Origin of the sequence: Citrobacter sp. Cpo109, assembly GCF_030332565.1 — a bacterium.
Lineage (GTDB): Bacteria > Pseudomonadota > Gammaproteobacteria > Enterobacterales > Enterobacteriaceae > Citrobacter > Citrobacter portucalensis.
Window position 1 is genome coordinate 165,300 of record NZ_JAOWHQ010000045.1, and the last position, 14,535, is coordinate 179,834.

At 55.4% G+C, this 14,535-nt stretch carries 15 protein-coding genes; 2 read left to right on the forward strand and 13 right to left on the reverse strand.

The features are described 5' to 3' along the window. Positions 1-84 precede the first annotated feature (84 nt). The gene (gene mug, locus OGY71_RS05245; RefSeq protein ID WP_286612937.1) at positions 85-591 is read left to right on the forward strand and encodes a G/U mismatch-specific DNA glycosylase; all 507 of its coding nucleotides are present in this window, start codon (positions 85-87) and stop codon (positions 589-591) included. Positions 592-636: 45 nt separating this feature from the next. Here mug and rpoD read toward each other — a convergent pair whose 3' ends face one another. From rpoD to rpsU, 3 genes are all read right to left on the reverse strand, one after another. Then, on the reverse strand, positions 637-2,484 hold the full coding sequence (rpoD, locus tag OGY71_RS05250; protein ID WP_063941842.1) for an RNA polymerase sigma factor RpoD: 1,848 nt from the start codon (positions 2,482-2,484) through the stop codon (positions 637-639). Positions 2,485-2,843: 359 nt separating this feature from the next. Further along, the gene (dnaG, locus tag OGY71_RS05255) at positions 2,844-4,589 is read right to left on the reverse strand and encodes a DNA primase (RefSeq protein WP_003828467.1); all 1,746 of its coding nucleotides are present in this window, start codon (positions 4,587-4,589) and stop codon (positions 2,844-2,846) included. 237 nt (positions 4,590-4,826) lie between these two features. Continuing rightward, entirely contained in the window at positions 4,827-5,042 is a 216-nt protein-coding gene (gene rpsU, locus OGY71_RS05260; RefSeq protein ID WP_001144069.1) for a 30S ribosomal protein S21, read from the reverse strand. A 236-nt stretch (positions 5,043-5,278) separates the two neighbouring features. Here rpsU and tsaD point away from each other — a divergent pair, with 236 nt between their 5' ends. After that, complete coding sequence (gene tsaD / locus OGY71_RS05265) at positions 5,279-6,292, forward strand: tRNA (adenosine(37)-N6)-threonylcarbamoyltransferase complex transferase subunit TsaD (protein WP_003024694.1); 1,014 nt, start codon at positions 5,279-5,281, stop codon at positions 6,290-6,292. An 87-nt stretch (positions 6,293-6,379) separates the two neighbouring features. Here the strand turns inward: tsaD and ureG are convergent, their stop codons facing one another. From ureG to ttdA, 10 genes are all read right to left on the reverse strand, one after another. Next, complete coding sequence (ureG, locus tag OGY71_RS05270) at positions 6,380-6,997, reverse strand: urease accessory protein UreG (protein WP_003828463.1); 618 nt, start codon at positions 6,995-6,997, stop codon at positions 6,380-6,382. A 9-nt stretch (positions 6,998-7,006) separates the two neighbouring features. Then, the gene (locus OGY71_RS05275; RefSeq protein WP_003828461.1) at positions 7,007-7,678 is read right to left on the reverse strand and encodes an urease accessory protein UreF; all 672 of its coding nucleotides are present in this window, start codon (positions 7,676-7,678) and stop codon (positions 7,007-7,009) included. Then, on the reverse strand, positions 7,678-8,136 hold the full coding sequence (gene ureE / locus OGY71_RS05280; protein WP_020996339.1) for an urease accessory protein UreE: 459 nt from the start codon (positions 8,134-8,136) through the stop codon (positions 7,678-7,680). The genes OGY71_RS05275 and ureE overlap by 1 nt, the downstream gene beginning before the upstream one ends. Positions 8,137-8,145: 9 nt before the next feature. Further along, positions 8,146-9,849, reverse strand: coding sequence for an urease subunit alpha (gene ureC / locus OGY71_RS05285; RefSeq protein WP_003828457.1), 1,704 nt, complete (start codon positions 9,847-9,849; stop codon positions 8,146-8,148). Beyond that, a complete protein-coding gene (locus OGY71_RS05290) occupies positions 9,842-10,162 on the reverse strand; it encodes an urease subunit beta (protein WP_003828455.1) in 321 nt (106 codons plus the stop codon). The genes ureC and OGY71_RS05290 overlap by 8 nt, the downstream gene beginning before the upstream one ends. Positions 10,163-10,171: 9 nt before the next feature. Continuing rightward, complete coding sequence (locus OGY71_RS05295; RefSeq protein ID WP_003024678.1) at positions 10,172-10,474, reverse strand: urease subunit gamma; 303 nt, start codon at positions 10,472-10,474, stop codon at positions 10,172-10,174. Between the two features lie 10 nt (positions 10,475-10,484). Beyond that, positions 10,485-11,309 (reverse strand): urease accessory protein UreD, encoded by an 825-nt coding sequence (locus OGY71_RS05300; protein ID WP_196776262.1) that lies wholly within the window; start codon positions 11,307-11,309, stop codon positions 10,485-10,487. A gap of 123 nt (positions 11,310-11,432) precedes the next feature. Then, positions 11,433-12,896 carry an anion permease gene (locus tag OGY71_RS05305; RefSeq protein ID WP_003828450.1) on the reverse strand — a complete coding sequence of 488 codons (1,464 nt, stop codon included), beginning with the start codon at positions 12,894-12,896 and terminating at the stop codon, positions 11,433-11,435. Positions 12,897-12,944: 48 nt separating this feature from the next. Beyond that, positions 12,945-13,550, reverse strand: a complete 606-nt coding sequence (gene ttdB, locus OGY71_RS05310) for a L(+)-tartrate dehydratase subunit beta (protein ID WP_003828447.1) — start codon at positions 13,548-13,550, stop codon at positions 12,945-12,947. Next, a complete protein-coding gene (ttdA, locus tag OGY71_RS05315; RefSeq protein ID WP_003828445.1) occupies positions 13,547-14,455 on the reverse strand; it encodes a L(+)-tartrate dehydratase subunit alpha in 909 nt (302 codons plus the stop codon). The genes ttdB and ttdA overlap by 4 nt, the downstream gene beginning before the upstream one ends. Positions 14,456-14,535 lie beyond the last annotated feature (80 nt).

Here is a 14,535-nt window from a genome sequence, read left to right on the forward strand (position 1 = left end):
CATAAGCGTACGGATGCTGTTTTTATAAACAATGTATTTTCAGTCCGTTATACTTGTTCCCTTGATGTATTGTTCGGAGTAATTATGGTTAAGGACATACTGGCACCGGGGCTGCGGGTGATATTTTGCGGCATCAATCCGGGGCTATCTTCCGCAGGTACAGGATTCCCCTTTGCACATCCCGCCAATCGCTTCTGGAAGGTCATCCATCAGGCGGGATTCACCGAGCGCCAGCTTAAACCTGAAGAGGCACAGCATCTGTTGGACTTTCGCTGCGGCGTGACTAAGTTTGTCGACAGACCAACGGTGCAAGCCAATGAAGTGAAGCTACAGGAGATGCGTAACGGTGGTCGTCTGCTCATTGAGAAAATAGAAGAGTATCAGCCAGCCGCGCTCGCTATCCTTGGGAAGCAGGCATTTGAGCAGGGGCTTAGCCAGCGTGGGGCGCAGTGGGGAAAACAGACGCTGACCATTGGCGCGACGCAAATATGGGTATTGCCGAATCCCAGCGGGTTAAGCCGGATCACGCTGGATAAACTGGTAGAGGCGTATCGGGAAGTGAATGACGCCCTGGTCAGGCGGGGACTATAAAGAAAAACGCCACCTTGCGGTGGCGTTTATGCTTATGCGGCGAGATTAATCGTCCAGGAAGCTACGCAGTACTTCAGAGCGGCTCGGGTGGCGCAGTTTACGCAGCGCCTTCGCTTCGATCTGACGGATACGTTCGCGGGTAACGTCGAACTGTTTACCCACTTCTTCCAGCGTGTGGTCGGTGTTCATATCGATACCGAAACGCATACGCAGAACTTTCGCTTCACGGGCGGTCAAGCCAGCCAGAACGTCGTGCGTTGCGGCACGCAGGCTCTCGGTGGTCGCAGAGTCCAGCGGCAGCTCGAGGGTGGTATCCTCGATGAAATCACCCAGATGCGAATCTTCATCGTCGCCGATCGGCGTTTCCATGGAGATAGGTTCTTTAGCGATTTTCAGCACTTTACGGATCTTGTCTTCCGGCATCAGCATGCGCTCAGCCAGTTCTTCTGGCGTCGGCTCGCGGCCCATCTCTTGCAGCATCTGACGGGAGATACGGTTGAGCTTGTTGATAGTCTCAATCATATGTACCGGGATACGGATGGTACGCGCCTGATCCGCGATCGAACGGGTGATCGCCTGACGGATCCACCAGGTTGCATAGGTGGAGAACTTGTAACCACGACGGTATTCAAACTTATCAACCGCTTTCATCAGACCGATGTTACCTTCCTGAATCAGATCCAGGAACTGCAAGCCACGGTTGGTGTATTTTTTAGCGATAGAGATAACCAGACGTAAGTTCGCTTCAACCATCTCTTTTTTCGCACGGCGGGCTTTCGCTTCACCGATGGACATGCGACGGTTGATATCTTTAACCTGCTCGATGGTCAGGCCGGTTTCTTCTTCAATCTGCTGCAGTTTCTGCAGGCCGCGGTGAACGTCATCTGCAACGTCGTGCAGTTTTTCAGACCACGGTTTGTTCATCGCGATTGCCGCGTTGAACCAGGTTTCGCTGGTTTCGTTGCCAGTGAACAGGGTGATGAAGTTTTTCTTCGGCATTTTGCACTGCTCAACGCAGAGCTTCATGATCAGACGTTCCTGAGTACGCACGCGGTCCATCATGACGCGCATGCTGTTTACCAGGTAGTCGAACTGCTTCGGCACCAGGCGGAACTGTTTGAACACTTCGGACAGCTTCTGAATTTCTTCCTGCGCGGCAACATGGCTGCGGCCTTTCGCTTTGATGGTGTCGCGAGTGATTTCGTACTGAGTACGCAGTTCACCGAATTTTTCACGCGCTAACTCAGGGTCGATGCTGTTGTCATCATCGCTGCTGTCGTCGTCGCCATCTTCTTCATCTTCGTCTTCATCGTCATCCATCTCTTCCTGAGAGAGTTCAGAACCGACGTGGGTCGCCGTTGGCGCCATGTCTTCTTCCGCGTTTGGATCGACAAAGCCAGTGATCAGATCGGAAAGACGTGCTTCTTCAGCTTCTACGCGATCGTACTGCTCAAGCAGGTAGGTGATAGCTTCCGGGTATTCGGCAACGGAGCATTGAACCTGGTTAATCCCGTCTTCGATGCGTTTAGCGATGTCGATTTCGCCTTCGCGGGTTAACAGTTCAACGGTACCCATTTCACGCATGTACATGCGGACCGGGTCAGTCGTACGACCGATTTCGGACTCAACGCTGGACAGAACCTGGGCAGCCGCTTCTTCCGCGTCTTCATCGGTGCTGTTGGAGGTTTCAGCAAGCAGCAGATCATCGGCATCAGGTGCTTCTTCCATCACCTGAATACCCATGTCATTGATCATTTGGATGATGTCTTCGATTTGATCTGAATCGACGATATCTTCCGGCAGATGGTCATTGACCTCGGCATAGGTCAGATAGCCTTGCTCCTTACCACGTTGGACAAGAAGCTTCAGCTGTGACTGCGGGTTTTGCTCCATAAGACGGTATCCACACTTAATTCGTTTGATTGGTGTTGGGCGGTAAAACCGCCAACGGCAAAACGAGGGCATACTTATATTTTGCCGCTGCCTCTCCGTGCGGCTGTCGGGGGCTTCCCGATCGATATTCGGCAGTTAAGCCGTTAAATACTTCATCTTTCACGTTGTCTCTGCGTTAGCTGCGTTCGTTACTCGGCTCATCCTGAGCCTCGCCCCTTACGGGGCCGCCGCAAGCAGCGTTCAAATCCGCTCCCGGCGGATTTGTCATCCTGGTCATGTACTTATGTACACTCCCAGGCGTTCGTTCACTTGCTGCCTTGATACAACGCGAATGATTTTGTCTTTGTTTTGTCTTTCTCTTATTTCTTGGCCAGTTCCTGGTTCAGTGTCCAGAGTTCCCGGCGTTCTTCGCTGCTTAAACCGTGTGTGCGCTCACGAGCTATCAACTCTTCCTGGCGCAGTTCAAGCATCGAATCAAACATATGGTTGAGTGAGTCGGTGAAGGTTTTTTCCGCGATATCTTTATCTGCTATATCGTCCCACATCGACAGTTTTTCAAGGGTCGCAGCATCATTTGTGCCACGGTAGTGTTCTAAAAGTTGCCCGGTGGTCAGACCTGGCTGAGCCAGACAAGTGTTGACCAGTTCTCTGAATAAGCCAAGTCCAGGCAGCTTATTACTATCCAGTGCGCCTAACGGTGGAACCAGCGGGGCGAGGCCCGGGTTCTGTACCAGCAACCCTATAAGTATACGCATGGTCGTACGTTTTAGCTGTGGAACAGGGCGGGAAGCCCCATTTTCTGCCAGTTTAGGCATTAAACGTTCAAGCTGGCTGTCATCCAGAATGCCGAGCTTGTTCCCCAACTCCTGTCGCAGGTAAATGCGCAACGTTTCGCCTGGTACCTGAGTAATCAACGGTAATGCCAGCGTACTGAGCTGTGCGCGTCCGTCCGGGGTACTCAAATCAACCTGCGGCAGCAGGCTGTTAAATAAAAACGCGGAGAGCGGCAGCGCCTGCTCCATCCGGGCTTCAAAGGCCTCTTTCCCTTCTTTACGCACCAGCGTATCGGGGTCTTCGCCGTCAGGTAAAAACATAAAGCGTAGCTGGCGTCCGTCTGTCATATAGGGCAGTGCGGTTTCCAGCGCGCGCCATGCTGCGTCACGTCCGGCACGGTCGCCGTCGTAACAGCAAATTACGTTGTTCGTCGCGCGGAACAACAGTTGGATGTGATCGGCGGTAGTTGACGTCCCAAGGGATGCCACGGCGTAGTTAATGCCGTATTGCGCCAGCGCCACCACATCCATATAGCCTTCTACCACTAACAGGCGCTGTGGATCGGCGTTATCCTGCTGGGCTTCATAAAGGCCATACAGCTGGCGACCTTTATGGAAAATATCGGTTTCCGGGGAGTTCAGATATTTCGGCAGGGCATCGCCCAGCACGCGTCCACCAAAACCAATGACCCGACCACGTTTGTCGCGGATGGGGAACATCACCCGTTCGCGGAAGCGATCGTAACTGCGTCCCTGATCGTTGGTGACCAACATCCCCGCATCGACCAGCGATTTGCGATTCTCAGCATTGCCGCCAAACCGTTTCAGGACGTTGTCCCAGCCGGGGGGCGCAAAACCAATAGCAAAACGGGTGATAACGTCGCTACTTAATCCTCGCTTTTCCAGGTACTGGCGCGCAGGGGTAGCGGCGGGCTGCATCAAAGACTGTTGATAAAAAGTGTTCAGGCCGTCCATCAATTGATAAAGGCTTTGCCGTTGATGGCGCTCTATCTGACTGGGGCCACTGCCTGCTTCATAGGGCACTTCAAGGTTATGCATTGCGGCCAGTTCTTCGACGGTTTCCACAAACTCGAGCTTGTCGTAGTTCATCAGAAAGTCGACGGCGTTGCCATGCGCGCCACACCCAAAGCAGTGATAAAACTGTTTTTCACCGTTTACGGTGAAAGAGGGGGTTTTTTCGTTATGGAACGGACAGCACGCGTGATAATTTTTGCCCTGCTTTTTCAGCTTTACCCGCGCGTCGATGAGATCGACGATGTCGGTTCTTGCCAGCAGGTCATTGATAAAAACGCGAGGAATTCGTCCAGCCATAAGCCCCTGTTTTTTGATGACTCATATACACAAAATCATTCAGGATGCATCAAGGCGGCAAGGAAGCGAATCCTCAGGAGCGTACAGCAGTACGTGACTGGGGTGAGCGACTGCAGCCAACACTGAGGCAGCTTGAATGATGACGTGTATAAACGAAAATAAGCCGCGCATTCCTTCCGGAAGCACGGCCTTACAACTACAACTCAGTCTGAATTGAGAGCTTTGGCTCTCAATGGATTAGTACAGACGAGTACGGCGTGCGTTTTCGCGAGCCAGTTTCTTCGCGTGACGTTTCACAGCAGAAGCTTTAGCGCGCTTACGTTCGGTAGTCGGTTTTTCATAGAACTCACGACGACGAACTTCCGCCAGAACACCTGCTTTTTCGCATGAACGCTTGAAGCGACGCAGTGCTACGTCGAACGGCTCGTTTTCACGTACTTTAATTACCGGCATGTAACTCTCACCTTTAATAAATTCGGTTTGCCGCTGGCATCAACGCCAGCTTATTTCAAAATGGTGCGGAATTTTACTGCAATTGCTGCTGCTTTGTAAAGCACCGACGCGATTTTGAAAGGGACTTTTATAAGGACAAGGAGTATACACGAGCGAAACTCCTGGGGCGAACAAAGTTTTACATCAACCCGCATTGGTCCTACACTGCGCGGTAATAAAGCGAGGTAAAACAAGTCATGCGTGTACTGGGTATTGAAACATCCTGCGATGAAACCGGCATCGCCATTTACGACGATGAAAAAGGTCTTTTAGCCAACCAATTGTATAGTCAGGTGAAATTACATGCTGACTACGGCGGCGTAGTGCCAGAACTGGCCTCGCGCGATCACGTACGTAAAACCGTACCGTTGATCCAGGCCGCGCTGAAAGAAGCGGGACTGACGGCAAAAGAGATCGATGCGGTGGCGTATACCGCAGGTCCTGGTCTGGTTGGTGCGCTGCTGGTTGGCGCTACCGTAGGACGTTCGCTGGCGTTCGCCTGGGGCGTACCGGCAATTCCTGTGCACCACATGGAAGGGCATCTGCTGGCGCCAATGCTGGAAGATAATCCCCCTGCGTTCCCGTTCGTCGCGCTGCTGGTTTCCGGCGGTCACACTCAGTTGATCAGCGTCACCGGTATCGGTCAGTATGAATTGCTGGGCGAATCGATTGATGATGCCGCAGGCGAAGCGTTCGACAAAACAGCCAAGCTGTTGGGGCTGGATTATCCTGGCGGCCCAATGCTGTCAAAGCTGGCTTCGCAAGGCGTTGAAAAACGTTTTGTTTTCCCGCGTCCAATGACTGACCGTCCGGGGTTGGATTTCAGCTTCTCCGGTCTGAAAACCTTCGCTGCGAATACCATTCGTAATAACGAAAATGACGATCAGACCCGCGCTGATATCGCCCGTGCGTTTGAAGACGCGGTAGTTGATACGCTGATGATCAAGTGCAAACGCGCGCTGGATCAAACCGGTTTTAAACGTCTGGTGATGGCGGGGGGCGTGAGTGCGAACCGTACGCTGCGCGCAAAACTGGCCGAGATGATGCAAAAACGTCGTGGCGAAGTGTTTTACGCGCGTCCGGAATTTTGTACCGATAACGGGGCGATGATCGCCTACGCGGGCATGGTGCGCTTTAAAGCGGGTGCAACGGCGGATCTTGGCGTGACCGTGCGTCCACGCTGGCCGCTGGCGGAATTACCGGCAGCATAAGTTTTTTTGCCCGGTGGCGCTGCGTTTACCGGGCTTACAAAACCGTAGGCCGGGTCAGGCGAATCCGCCGCCCGGCGATAGCTCTCACTACATCCGCAACATTCCTTTCTCTTCCAGAAACGCGATAATTTTTTCCAGGCCTTCTCCAGATTTTAAATTACTAAACGTCCATGGACGCTCGCCGCGCATGCGCAAGGTATCGCGCTCCATCACCTCCAGCGATGCGCCGACGTAAGGGGCCAGATCGGTTTTATTGATCACCAGAAAATCGGATTTGGTGATCCCCGGACCACCTTTACGCGGGATCTTCTCGCCTTCAGCAACATCGATCACATAGATCGTCAGATCCGCGAGTTCCGGGCTGAAGGTGGCGCTCAGGTTATCGCCGCCGCTTTCCACAAAAATCAGATCCAGATTACCGAATTTCTCGCTCAGCGCTTCTACGGCGGCCAGATTCATCGACGCATCTTCGCGGATGGCGGTATGCGGGCAGCCACCGGTTTCCACGCCGACGATCCTCTCTGGCTCCAGTGCGCCCGCCTCGGTGAGAATGCGCTGGTCTTCTTTGGTGTAGATATCGTTGGTCACCACCGCCAACTGATAGCTGCTGCGCATGGCTTTGCATAGCGCTTCCAGCAGCGCCGTTTTGCCCGAGCCAACCGGGCCGCCAACGCCCACGCGCAGGGGATGCTTGTAGTTACTCATTTTTTCTCCTCAGGAGCGGAATAATCGGGAATATTGGGTTTCATGCCGGGCAGACGCGATAGCGGCCAACGGCGTTGCGGAGCCGAGGCTGGTGTCAGGACACGTCAGCGCCTGTGCCAAACCCTGCGCATAGCGATCGCAGAGCGCAATAATCAAACGCTGGGCCGCCTGTTGTCCAAAAGGAACCAGCTTGACGCCAGCCATGACAGCGCTCTCAATCCAGCTGTAGCCGAGGCTTAACGCCAGCTCCGTCAGCGGAATTTTCCAGCGTACGCCCAGCCAGGCCATGCCGCAGAGTTGGCTGTCGACAAAGAGGGTGCGCCATTCTCGCGAGCAATCCGACTCCCAGTCGGTGACCAGCCGCGTAAACGCCGCACCCCGACTGCGTTCTTCATCCCGCAGTTCGCGGGTTTCTCGACAGGCCAGCAGGTAAGCGCTCCAGCGGCGTGCTGCGTCGAGATCGTCCAGCTCGCAGGCGCGATACAGTCTCGCCAGCAGCGGTAGGTCAACGGTAAAAAAGTTTTGCTCCATCTGCTGGATTTGCCAGGCAGAGAAGTCATCGACGCTTTTCACCCAGCCGATTTCCACCGCCCACTCCAGACCCTGGGACCAGGTAAACGACCCCACCGGGAGCGCGCTGCTGGCGAGCTGCATCAGACGTAGCTGTTGGCTGTTATGCATCAGTGCGCATGGCCGTGGTGATGCCCGTGTGATTCACTGGCATAAGCGCCTGCTTCAGGTTCAAACGGCAACTGGGCGAAGGTCACCTCAAGGTTGAACTGGCGCAGCATGTCGTCCAGCACATGATCGTGGTGGTAACGCAGTTCGTCCGGCAGAATTTGCAGCGGAACGTGACGATTGCCGAGGTGATAACAGGCTTTGGCGAGCAGGAAAGGATCGGCGCAGCGCACCACGGAAACCGACTCCGGTGCGGCGATCACTTCGATCACTTCGCTGCCATCTTCGGTACTTAGCAGATCGCCACCGCGCAGCAGCAAACCACGCGGTAGCATCAGCCCGGCTTCGCGACCGTCATTCAGCGCCACTCTGGCACGACTTTTTACCCGAACATCAATGGGCAGCGTGACGCTTGCAGTAACGCGGTGAGCGTGGTCAAGGCGTTGGGTCAGGTAGATCATCGTCACTCCTCAAAACAGAAAATAGCGTTGCGCCATCGGCAAAACGTCTGCCGGTTCGCTGGTGATCAGTTCGCCATCAATACGCACCTCGTAAGTCTGAGCATCGACGGTGATATTGGGTTGCAGGCCGTTGTGGATCATGTCGACCTTTTTCACCGTCCGACAGCCTTTGACGACGGCGATAGCGCTTTGCAGATTGACCTGCTGCGGGATGTTTTGCGCGTCAGCGGCCTGCGAAATAAAGGTCAGCCGGGTGTGGTGCCGCGCCGCGCCAAGCGCGCCGAACATCATGCGGTAATGCACCGGCTGCGGGGTGGGGATCGAGGCGTTGATATCGCCCATTGGCGCGCAGGCAATCATCCCGCCCTTGACGATCGTCGCCGGTTTTACGCCAAAAAAGGCGGGCGACCACAGCACCAGATCGGCCAGTTTGCCAGGCTCAACGGAGCCGACTTCATGGGCGATACCGTGGGTTAATGCCGGGTTGATGGTGTATTTGGCGACGTAGCGTTTAACGCGCAGGTTGTCGTTGTCACCGGTTTCTTCTGCCAACGGGCCACGCTGAACCTTCATGCGGTGCGCCACCTGCCAGGTACGCAGGATCACTTCGCCCACGCGCCCCATCGCCTGTGAATCGGACGAGGTCAGGGAAAACGCGCCAATGTCATGCAGCACATCTTCGGCAGCGATTGTTTCCCGGCGAATACGGGATTCGGCAAAGGCCACGTCTTCGGCGATATCCGGATCGAGGTGGTGGCAAACCATCAGCATGTCGAGATGCTCGTCGATAGTGTTGACGGTATAGGGCAGCGTCGGATTCGTGGAGGAGGGCAGAATATTCGGATGCGCGCAGGCGGTGATGATATCCGGCGCATGGCCGCCGCCCGCGCCTTCGGTGTGAAAGGTATGAATGGTGCGATCGCCAATTGCCGCCAGCGTATCTTCAACGAAACCGGACTCATTGAGCGTATCGCTGTGCAACGCGACCTGGATGTCCATCTCGTCGGCCACGGTCAGCGCGCAGTCGATAGCGGCAGGCGTGGCGCCCCAGTCTTCATGGATTTTCAGGCCAATTGCGCCCGCGCTGATTTGCTCGCGCAGGGCGTCTGGATTTGAGCCATTGCCTTTACCCAGCAAACCAATGTTAACCGGCAACGTGTCTGCCGCCTGCAGCATACGCGTGATGTACCACGGACCCGGCGTACAGGTGGTGGCGTGAGTGCCTGCCGCCGGACCGGTACCGCCGCCGATCATCGTCGTCACGCCAGAAACCAGCGCCTCCTGCGCCTGCTGTGGGCAGATCCAGTGAATATGCGTATCCACGCCGCCCGCGGTGACGATCTTGCCTTCCCCGGCAATGACTTCAGTTCCTACGCCTATCGGGATCGTCACGTTGGGTTGAATATCGGGATTACCTGCTTTGCCGATGGCGAAGATCCTGCCGTTTTTGATGCCGATATCCGCTTTCACGATCCCCCAGTGATCGACGATCAGCGCGTTGGTGATCACCAGATCCACGCATGTATCGGCGCGCATTTGTCCCTGGCCCATGCCGTCGCGGATCACTTTTCCGCCGCCGAATTTGACCTCTTCCCCGTAGGTGGTGAAGTCTTGTTCCACCTCGATCCACAGGTCGGTATCCGCCAGGCGCACTTTATCGCCGGTGGTTGGGCCAAACATGTCGGCGTACGCCTGCCGGGAAATGTCACTCATTATCTGCCTCCAGTGCGCCCATCACTTCGCTGCGAAAACCCACGATCCTTTGTGCACCAGCAACGCGCACCAGTTCGACTTCGCGTTTTTGTCCCGGCTCAAAACGCACCGCTGTGCCCGCGGCAATGTTCAGACGAAAGCCGCGTGCGGCCAGCCTGTCAAAGCGCAGCGCCGGGTTCACTTCGTAAAAGTGATAGTGCGATCCCACCTGTATGGGTCTGTCGCCATGATTTTCCACCACGATTGTGCAGATCTCCCGCCCTTGATTAAGCGCAATATTGCCTTTTGCGATCTGATATTCACCTGGGATCATTGCTGCTCCTTAGACGATCGGGTTGTGGACAGTGACCAGCTTCGATCCGTCCGGAAATGTGGCTTCAACCTGAATATCCGGGATCATCTCCGGTACGCCTTCCATCACCTGATCGCGGCGCAGGACGTGACGCCCGTCTTCCATCAGCGCGGCCACGGTTTGCCCGTCCCGTGCCCCTTCCATGATGAAAGCGCTAATCAGCGCCACCGATTCCGGGTAGTTCAGCTTCAGCCCGCGGGCCAGGCGACGTTCCGCCACCAGCGCGGCGGTAAACAGCAACAGCTTGTCTTTTTCTCTGGGAGTCAGTTCCATTAGGGTTCTCTTAGGTTTGCCAGATTCGCGGGAGTACGGGCGCTTTGTGTGTCAGCAGCGGGCGCAGAAATTGCCAGATGTCGCGCATAACGCGCTGGACAACCAGGTTGTCGTTAGCAAGAAAACGGATTGTCAGCAGCGAATCGTTAAGCGTTGCCCCGGCGTAATCGCCAAGCGCCGTAAGCCGCTCCCGCGTGCCCTCGAGCATGTGCTCGCTGGCCGGATAACACAGTAACGTACCGACCCAGGGATGATGTGCGACGCTGCTCAGATTCCACTCCTGCAACTGCAAGCGTTCTATCAGCAGTGGCTGCCCATCTCGCCACACTTCCAGGCGGTTTTGCAGCGTGCCGTAACTGAAGGTCTCCTGCATAACCGGTCGGCCAAGACACAGCAGATCCCAGGCCAGCAGGCGGCTTGCGGATGTCAGATGAAAAACGGTCTGAATAGCGGCGTTGGCACCGGGAAAGAGGATCGTATCCTGCGGCAGCCACTCCAGCGTCGCACGAGGCGCGAGGGTAAAATGCTGGCGCAGCAATGCCTGCGGTCCGCGACTGCGGTAAAACTTTCCCGCACCAGGCTGGGTGATTAACGCGTGGCTGTTTTCGTCGAGCGTTACGGCGATATGGAGCTCATCTCCGCCGACGATCCCCGCCGGTGGATGAAGCAGATAAAGATGGCAGACGTTTTCTTCGGGGTAAAATGGGCGCTGAACCGTCAGTGGACCATGATGACGCGCCGAGGCGAGCACCGTTTTGTGCCCGGTGCAGGTAAAATGCAGATCCAGTTCGGCCTGCCAGCCCCGTGTGAGTGTCTCGTGCGCAACCGTGTCCAGAGCGTTTCCCTTATCAGCATGAGGGTGTTTGCATACAAAAAAGTATGCCTCAGCGCATCGGGAAATCGATCATATGAGAAGCTTATGGATAAAGGGGCGACAATACGTCGCCCCACCAGGGTTTTACAGTAAAACGAGGGGCATCCAGACCAGACCGGTAATCACCAGCAGCACGAGGAAAATCAGGCCAAAAATAGCACCGAGTCGCCAGTAATCCACCGTTGGCAAATAGCCGCTGCCGTAGTAGATAGGGCTAGGGCCGGTGGCGTACGGGGTCAGAATGCTGCCCAGACCAATGGCGGCGCCGACCATCAGGCAGAAGACCGGTAGCGGGATTTCCGGCATCGCCAGCGCGGCGGCAATCATCATCGGCGCGAGGGCGGAGGTATAGGCCGTGGCGCTGGCAAAGAAGTAACGCAGCAGATAGAACACCACGATCAGCGCTACCATCACCATCATCGGCGAATAGCCACTCAGCCCGTTTGCCAGCAGCTTGCCGAACCAGGTAATAAAACCGGTGTTATTGAGCCCGGTGGCCAGCGTGATCAGTGAGGCCAGCCAGAAAAAGACGTTCCACGCGGCTTTATTGCTGACGATGTCATCCCAGCTAATGATGCGCAATACCAGCATCAACGCTACCACGCTGTATCCGACCATCGCGGCGTCAATATAGTCACCGCCGAAGATCCACAGCACCAGCGCGCCGACCATCAGCACCAGCATCTTTTTCTCGCGAGCGCAGAGCGGTCCCATCGCTTTTAGCTCCGCATCCGCCCAGCGTGGCACCTGATCGCCGGATTTCAGCACCGGTGGATATAACACGTACGCCAGCCACGGCACGATCAGCACCAGTAAAATGCTCAGCGGCAGCATGCCTAAGAACCAGTCCCCCCAGCTCAGCGCGGTGTGGGACGCGCCTTTCATCAGACCGATCAACAGCAGGTTCGGCGCCATTGCCGTTAAGAAAATAGCGCTGGTAACGCAGTCGGCGACAATCCCCATCCACATGATGTACGAGCCAATGGAGCGTGAACTGGCGCTATTGGGCTGTGAGTTATACAGCGGCGGCAGGTTGCGGATAATCGGGTAGATTATTCCGGCCCCACGGGCGGAGTTGGAAGGCGTGACGGGAGCGAGGATAAGTTCGGAGAACATCACCGCATAGCCGAGAAACAGCGTCCGGTGCCCCATCTTTTTCACCAGCATCAGCGCGATTCGCCGACCGAGTCCGGTTTTCTCATAGCCAGTACCAAACATAAAGGCCGCGAAGATCAGCCAGATGACCGAGTTTGAAAAGCCAGATACCGCCCACGACAGCGATTTGGCGGTAAATTTAAAACCGTCCTGCGCGAGTTGCTCTGGGCTGAACAGCAGCCACGGTGAAAGGACGGCGATGATCGAAATACCAATCATCGCCACCACCGCGCCCGGTACAGGTTCCAGAATAAGTCCGACAATCACACCGGTAAAGACGGCAAAATAGAGCCAGGTGTGGCTCTCAAGACCGGTGGGAACGGGCAGAACAGCAATAATGGCGATGACCACCAGCGGAGCCAGGTATCGCCACCAACCAGCTAAAGGTGCCATTGTTGTATCCCTGCGAAAGGGGAGAGGCGTAGCGCCTCTCCGGGAGGGTTATTTGATGTAATGCACGTGCTCGCAGATTTCATCGACGATAGGGTCGCGACGTTCAGCGAACAGCTTTTTGTTTTCAGCGATCAGGTTATTGCCGTGGGTATCGATGGAAACGATCAGCGGGCCGAACTCTTTTACCCGACACACCCACAGGGACTCCGGCATGCCGAGTTCCGTCCAGTGCACCTCTTCGATCTCCTCAACCTGGGTTGCCGCCACGACTGCGCAGCCTGCCGGGAAGATGACGTGCAGCGCTTTAAACTGCTTGCAGCCTTCTTCCGTCAGCGGTCCCATGCCGCCCTTGCCGACCACCAGTTTGACGCCAGTCTGTTCGATAAAGTCTTTCTCAAACGCTTCCATACGCATGCTGGTGGTTGGGCCGACGGAAACCATTTCCCATTTTTCACCGTTCTTACGTACGATCGGGCCCGCGTGGAAAATGGCTTTGCCGTTCAGGTCATAAGGAATCGGGCGCTTCAGTTCGATCAGGCGGCGGTGGCAAACGTCACGGCAGGTCACCAGCGTACCGGTCAGGTAAATGACATCGCCAACGCGAATGTCTGCCAGATCTTCGGCTTTGATCGGGGTTGTGAGGATCTTTTTCATAACGCGCTCCGGGTGTGAGACAGGTTTTCGAAGGAGAGGTCAGCATGAACCAACAGCGTGCCGCGACGGTGGGCCCAGCAGCCGGTAGAGACGGCAACGCCGATAGTCGACGGGTGGCGCGCGGCGGATTCGATATGCACGCCCATCACCGAGCTATTACCGGTCAATCCTTGCGGACCAATGCCCAGACGGTTAAGTCCTTCTTCCAGACGCAGTTCCAGTTCGGCCGCTTTCGGATTCGGATGACGTGAGCCGATAGGGCGCAGCACCGCTTTACGAGAAAGAACGGCGGCGGTTTCTACGGAGGTGGCAATACCCACGCCCACCAGCACTGGCGGACAGGCGTTGACTGCCAGCGTGGAGATATTTTCAAAAACAAATTTCACGACGCCTTCGTAGCCCTCAGAAGGCATTAACACTTTTGAGCGTCCCGGCAGCGTACAGCCGCCGCCTGCCATGTAGACTTCGATTTCCGCGTCATCGTTATCAGGGATGATGTCCCAGGTGACCCACGGCACACCGGTACCGGTATTTTTGCCGGTATTCACTTCGTCAAAAATCTCGACCGCGTTATGGCGCAGCGGCGCTTTTACCGTGGCGTCTTCAACGGCCTGCTTCAGGATGCTTTGCAGTTCGCCGAGGAGTGGAAAACGGGAACCGACCTTCACGAAGAACATAATCTCCCCGGTGTCCTGACAGGCTGGGCGGTTCAGGTCGATAGCTTTCTGCATGTTGTCAAACATGGTGTGGTAGATGATTTTACCCATCGGCGAGGTTTCGCCTTCACGCAGCTGTTTTAATTTATCCACGACGTCATCGGGCATGCGGGTAGAAATCATGGCGGTAAAATCAGCGACAATGTTCGTCAGCGTATTTATCGCATTTTGGTTATTTTGATTGCTCATCTTGTTAACTCCAGTTCTTTTATTTATCTGGAAATAAATTCTCCGCCACAAACTACCACTAAAAATGTGGATTAATATTA

Coding starts and splice junctions, on each gene's coding strand:
- mug (WP_286612937.1), top strand. CDS start 85: ATGGTTAAGGACATACTGGCACCGGGGCTGCGGGTGATATTTTGCGGC.
- rpoD (WP_063941842.1), bottom strand. CDS start 2,484: ATGGAGCAAAACCCGCAGTCACAGCTGAAGCTTCTTGTCCAACGTGGT.
- dnaG (WP_003828467.1), bottom strand. CDS start 4,589: ATGGCTGGACGAATTCCTCGCGTTTTTATCAATGACCTGCTGGCAAGA.
- rpsU (WP_001144069.1), bottom strand. CDS start 5,042: ATGCCGGTAATTAAAGTACGTGAAAACGAGCCGTTCGACGTAGCACTG.
- tsaD (WP_003024694.1), top strand. CDS start 5,279: ATGCGTGTACTGGGTATTGAAACATCCTGCGATGAAACCGGCATCGCC.
- ureG (WP_003828463.1), bottom strand. CDS start 6,997: ATGAGTAACTACAAGCATCCCCTGCGCGTGGGCGTTGGCGGCCCGGTT.
- OGY71_RS05275 (WP_003828461.1), bottom strand. CDS start 7,678: ATGCATAACAGCCAACAGCTACGTCTGATGCAGCTCGCCAGCAGCGCG.
- ureE (WP_020996339.1), bottom strand. CDS start 8,136: ATGATCTACCTGACCCAACGCCTTGACCACGCTCACCGCGTTACTGCA.
- ureC (WP_003828457.1), bottom strand. CDS start 9,849: ATGAGTGACATTTCCCGGCAGGCGTACGCCGACATGTTTGGCCCAACC.
- OGY71_RS05290 (WP_003828455.1), bottom strand. CDS start 10,162: ATGATCCCAGGTGAATATCAGATCGCAAAAGGCAATATTGCGCTTAAT.
- OGY71_RS05295 (WP_003024678.1), bottom strand. CDS start 10,474: ATGGAACTGACTCCCAGAGAAAAAGACAAGCTGTTGCTGTTTACCGCC.
- OGY71_RS05305 (WP_003828450.1), bottom strand. CDS start 12,896: ATGGCACCTTTAGCTGGTTGGTGGCGATACCTGGCTCCGCTGGTGGTC.
- ttdB (WP_003828447.1), bottom strand. CDS start 13,550: ATGAAAAAGATCCTCACAACCCCGATCAAAGCCGAAGATCTGGCAGAC.
- ttdA (WP_003828445.1), bottom strand. CDS start 14,455: ATGAGCAATCAAAATAACCAAAATGCGATAAATACGCTGACGAACATT.